Source organism: Nonomuraea terrae, from assembly GCF_004348995.1.
Lineage (GTDB): Bacteria > Actinomycetota > Actinomycetes > Streptosporangiales > Streptosporangiaceae > Nonomuraea > Nonomuraea terrae.
Genome location: NZ_SMKQ01000353.1, coordinates 1 through 5,047, shown reverse-complemented (window position 1 = coordinate 5,047; position 5,047 = coordinate 1). Strand labels below are relative to the sequence as shown.

Genomic DNA, 5,047 nt, shown 5'->3' with positions numbered 1-5,047 from the left:
CGCCATACGCATCCGCGACGCCGGCCCCAGCGCATACCCGCCAGGCGACATCTGGCTCGCCGGGCAGGTCCTCCGCGCGGACGGCTCCAACCCCCTCCAGTACCGCACCACCGCGATCAACGCCACCCTCGGCAAGATCACCATCGCCCCGCCCGGCATCCGCCGCTGCGTCGCCGCAGGCTGCCCCGACTCCTACGACGCCATCGCCCTGTACGGGGGCGAACCCGCCGGATGGCGCGTGCTCCAGCAAGGCGTCCTCGGCGGCACCGACCTCTGCCCCCGGCACGCCCCCACCGTCGTCACCCCGGACGGCATCACCCGCCTCCACGCACCCGAAGCCATGGATGGCGACACCGGCACCATCACCTGCACCTGCGGAACCCTCATCCGCCCCGCCATGGCGCCCAGGACCGCCCCGGTCGTCCGAGCAGCCTGCGTACTCGCCTACGGCGTGCACATCGCCGCCATGACCGCACGGAGACCCTCATGACCGCCACTGCCGACCCCCTTTGACCGGGCGCAGTCCTCTGCGCGTCGCGGCGGGCGCGAGCCAGAAAGGCCGGCCGCACATCGCGACCGGCCTCTCTGCGAAATTTCGCTATTTAACGGTCTTTAGAACGTTCTTCGTGGCCTTCTTCAGTGCCGCCGACGACGGCTTCGTGGCCTGGCGCACCTTCTCCGCGGCGGTCATGGCCGAGGTGCCGTTCACGCCGTGCGCCCAGTTCAGCCAGGCCGTGAGCAGCGCGCCGTCCAGCCGTGCCTTGCCCGTCCTCGTGCTCTTCAGCACCCGGTACGCCGTGCCCAGCGACGACGCCTTCGTCAGCTCGGGGAACACCTTGCTCGACTTGCTGATCAGCTTCAGGTAGCAGGTGAGCGTGGCGTCCGGGATGGTGCCGCTGCTGCGGTGGATCTCCACAGCCCACTTCGCGGCCGACAGCTTCTTCGCGGCGGTGCCCCGCGTGCAGACCGCGGCCGCCGGCGACGCCGTGTGCGTGACCGTCACCGTGACCGTCACGGTGGGCAGCGGAACGGGGCTGGTGCTCGGCTCGGGCTCAGGCTGCGGGTCCGGATCCGCCGGGTCGCCGGGCTCCGGCGAGGGGCCGCTCTCGAACGGGTCCGGCTCGTCCGGAACCGTCTCGTCCGGAACCGTCGGCGTCTGCGCGACGGGCGGCTGCACGGCCGCCCCCGTCAGGGCCGCCGCCAGGTCCAGGCGCGGCGTGGTGACCTGCGTGCCGTAGGAGTCGTACACGTACGGCCGGCCGGTCTGCTTGAGCTTGTCGATCAGGTCCGCCATCGGGGTCTGCGGCGAGGCCTGCTTCATCAGCGCGAGCGCGCCGGTCACGTGCGGGGTCGCCATGGAGGTGCCGCTGTAGACGGTGGTGGTGTTGTCGGGCACCGAGGACTCGATGTCCACGCCCGGCGCGAACAGGTCCAGCAGCGGCCCGCGGTTGGAGAAGTCGGCGATGGCGTCCTGCCCGTCGTTCGCGCCCACGGCCACCGCCGTGGAGACACAGGCGGGGAACGACACCCCGTCGAAGTACTCGTTGCCCGCCGCCACCACGGTCGCGACGTTCTTCGCCAGCAGCCCGTCGATGATCGGCTTGAAGATCGCGGCTTCCTCCGAGGAGTCGCACTGGCTCTCGGAGAGCATGCCGCCCAGGCTCAGGTTCACCGCCGCGAGCGGCTGGGGGAGGGAGAGGCCGGACACGTACTCCATGGCCTGGCGCAGCGACGACTCGTACGCCAGCAGGCACGCCGGCTCGCCGCAGACGTCCTCGTCGTTGATCCGGCTGAACACCTGGACGGCGACGATGTGCGCCCCCGGGGCGACGCCTCCGGTGCCGGCCGCGATGCCCGCGACGTGGGAGCCGTGGTCGCACAGGTTGACGCCGTCGAGCAGGCACGCCGGGGCGGTGGCGTCGGCCGCGTTGCCGTCGGTCTGGCTGGGCCGGCCGTTGGGGCAGAGCGACTCGACGCCCGGCTCCACGGCCGAGAAGCACGCCTGCGCCGCGATCCGCCCCTGGAACCAGGGGTGGTCGGGGTCGATGCCGGTGTCCAGCACGGCCACGCTCTGCCCGGTGCCGGTGAAGCCGCCGGCGTGCGCCTTGTCGGCGCCGATCAGCGAGAGGCTCGGGCCGAGGTCGGCCGGTGTGTACGTGCGGTCGCGGTGGATGGAGGAGATCCGCGGGTCCTCGGCCAGCTTGGCCAGCTCCTCAGCGGTGCCCTCGACCACCATGAACGGCTGGTCCTGCGGCTGCAGCACCACGTCCACGCTCTCGGCCGCGGCCTGGCCGGCCACGGGGGCGTGCTGCGTCGGGTCGGTCAGCTCGACGATCGCCCGCTCGGTGCCGCCGTCGACGCCTAAGCCGTCCTCCACCTTGTCCTCGGGGTTCTGCGGGGCATCCTCGGAAGGCTGCTCCGTTGGCGGTTCGGGCGGCGTCTCCTCGACGACGGGCTCCCCAGGAGGAGCTTCCGTCGGTGTCTGGGACACGGTCGGCGTCGGAAGAGGGGCGGGATCGGCGTAGGCCGGACTCGACAGCGGCAGCAGGGCCAGCGCGATCGAGCTGACGATCAGGGGGCGGAATCGCACGCGTCCTCCGAGAGGGGATGATCTCGGAGTTTAGGGCGATTTGCCGGACACGCACAGGCCCCCGGCGCGCATTCTCACGGAACTTTCAGCCGCCGCACGCCGTCCGTTCAGGCTGGGCCCGAACGGACGGTCAGCCCGGCCCGTCGTGCTTGAGCCACACCGCGCCCAGCGGCGGCACCCGCAACGTCGTCGAGTGCGGCAGCCCGTGCCACGGCTCGCCGTCGGCCTCGACCGCGCCCAGATTTCCCACGCCGCTGCCCCAGTAGCCGTAGGCGTCGGTGTTGACGACCTCCGCCCACCGGCCCGCGTACGGCAGCCCGAGCCGGTAGTGCTCGTGCGGCCCGCCGCTGAAGTTGACCACGCACGCCACCGCGGACCCGTCGTTCGCGTACCGGACGAACGAGAACGTGTTGCCCGAGGCGTCGTCGGCGTCGATCCACCGGAACCCCTCCGGCCTGCAGTCCTGCTCCCACAGCGCGGGCGTCTCGCGGTAGATCCGGTTCAGGTCGCGGACCAGGCGCTGCACGCCCTGGTGGCCGTCGAACTCCAGCACCCACCAGTCGAGCCCGCGCTCCTCCGACCACTCCGAGCCCTGGCCGAACTCGCCGCCCATGAACAGCAGCTGCTTGCCCGGGTGCGCCCACATGAACGTCAGCAGCGCCCGCAGCTGCGCGAACCGCTGCCACTCGTCGCCCGGCATCTTGCCGAGCAGCGAGCCCTTCCCGTGCACCACCTCGTCGTGCGACAGCGGCAGCACGTAGTTCTCCGAGTAGGCGTACAGCAGGGAGAACGTCAGCTGGTGATGGTGGTACTGGCGGAAGACCGGCTCGTGGCGCAGGTACTCGAGCGTGTCGTGCATCCAGCCCATGTTCCACTTGAAGCCGAACCCGAGCCCGCCCAGGTGCGCCGGCCGTGACACGCCCGGCCAGGCCGTCGACTCCTCGGCCGTCATCGAGATGCCCGGGGCCTCGCGGTAGCAGACCGCGTTCATCTCCTTGAGGAACTCCACCGCGTCGAGGTTCTCGCGGCCGCCGTAGACGTTCGGCGTCCACTCGCCCTCGCGCCGCGAGTAGTCCAGGTAGAGCATCGAGGCGACCGCGTCCACCCGCAGCCCGTCGATGTGGAACTCCTTCAGCCAGAACAGCGCGTTGGCGACCAGGAAGTTGCGCACCTCCCTGCGGCCGAAGTCGAACACGTACGTGCCCCAGTCGGGGTGCTCGCCCCTGGCCGGGTCGGCGTGCTCGTACAGCGGGGTGCCGTCGAAGCGGGCCAGCGCCCAGTCGTCCATCGGGAAGTGCGCCGGCACCCAGTCGAGCAGCACACCGATGCCGCGCTGGTGCATGCGGTCCACGAAGTGGCGGAACTCGTCCGGCGTGCCGAACCTGGACGTCGGCGCGTAGTACGAGGTCACCTGGTAACCCCACGAGCCGCCGAACGGGTGCTCGGCCACGGGGAGCAGCTCGACATGCGTGAACCCCAGGTCGGCGGCGTACTCGGAGAGCTGCTCGGCCAGCTCCACGTACGACAGGCCGGGCCGCCACGACCCCAGGTGCACCTCGTAGATGCTCATCGGCCCCGTCTGCGGCTGCGCCGAGCGCCGCTGGACCATCCAGGCGTCGTCCTGCCAGCTGTAGTCGGACTTGTCGATCACGGACGCGGTCATCGGCGGCACCTCGGTCCGCCGGGCCATCGGGTCGGCCTTCTCCCGCCACACCCCGTCGGCGCCCAGGATCCGGTACTTGTAACGCTCACCCGCCCCCAGACCGGGGACGAACAGCTCCCACACCCCAGAACGGCCCAGCGACCTCATCGGGTAGGCGGCGCCGTCCCAGTGGTTGAAGTCGCCGACCACCCGGATGCCGCGCGCGTTCGGCGCCCACACCGCGAACGCGGTGCCCTGGACGTCCTCGTGCGTCATCACGCGCGCGCCGAGCACCTCCCACAGCCGCTCGTGCCGCCCCTCACCGATGAGGTGCAGGTCCACCTCCCCGAGCGTCGGCCAGTGCCGGTACGGATCTCGCATCTCATAGGGCTCGGCACCCGCATATTTGACGTTCAACGTGTACGAGGGCACCTTGTCCAGGCCGGGCACGGTCACCTCGAAGACGCCGTGGGCCACGTGCTTCATGTCGTGGGCCGTACCGTCCTCCAGCACGACCCGCACCCGCTCGGCGAGCGGGCGCAGCGTGCGGAAGACCATGCCGCCCGACGCCGGGTGCGCGCCCAGCACGGAGTGCGGATCGTGATGCGCCCCACCCGCGAGGCGATCGAGCTCTGTCCCCATCGGCATGCTCCCACCCTGCCCTAAGATGACCGTCCATCCCAGGCACTGCCCGCTTTCATCGCGACAATCACCGAACACGCAAAATCCCGCCCTGATCACAACAGGACGCCGGGTTCGGATAACTAGCCCTTTCCCGCTTCTTGGCCCGACATACTGGTGCGCTGCCCACATCC

The 5,047-nt window shown here is 70.8% G+C and carries 3 protein-coding genes; 1 reads left to right on the top strand and 2 read right to left on the bottom strand.

What is annotated here, in order from left to right:
* On the top strand, positions 1-490 hold a 490-nt coding region (locus E1286_RS48670), incomplete at its 5' end, for a hypothetical protein (RefSeq protein ID WP_165970238.1).
* Positions 491-598: 108 nt separating this feature from the next.
* Here E1286_RS48670 and E1286_RS45910 read toward each other — a convergent pair.
* Both E1286_RS45910 and glgB read right to left on the bottom strand, forming a co-directional pair.
* A complete protein-coding gene (locus E1286_RS45910; protein ID WP_132623510.1) occupies positions 599-2,590 on the bottom strand; it encodes a S8 family peptidase in 1,992 nt (663 codons plus the stop codon).
* A gap of 130 nt (positions 2,591-2,720) precedes the next feature.
* A complete protein-coding gene (gene glgB / locus E1286_RS45905) occupies positions 2,721-4,874 on the bottom strand; it encodes a 1,4-alpha-glucan branching protein GlgB (protein WP_132623512.1) in 2,154 nt (717 codons plus the stop codon).
* Between the last annotated feature and the right edge of the window lie 173 nt (positions 4,875-5,047).

Coding starts and splice junctions, on each gene's coding strand:
- glgB (WP_132623512.1), bottom strand. CDS start 4,874: ATGGGGACAGAGCTCGATCGCCTCGCGGGTGGGGCGCATCACGATCCG.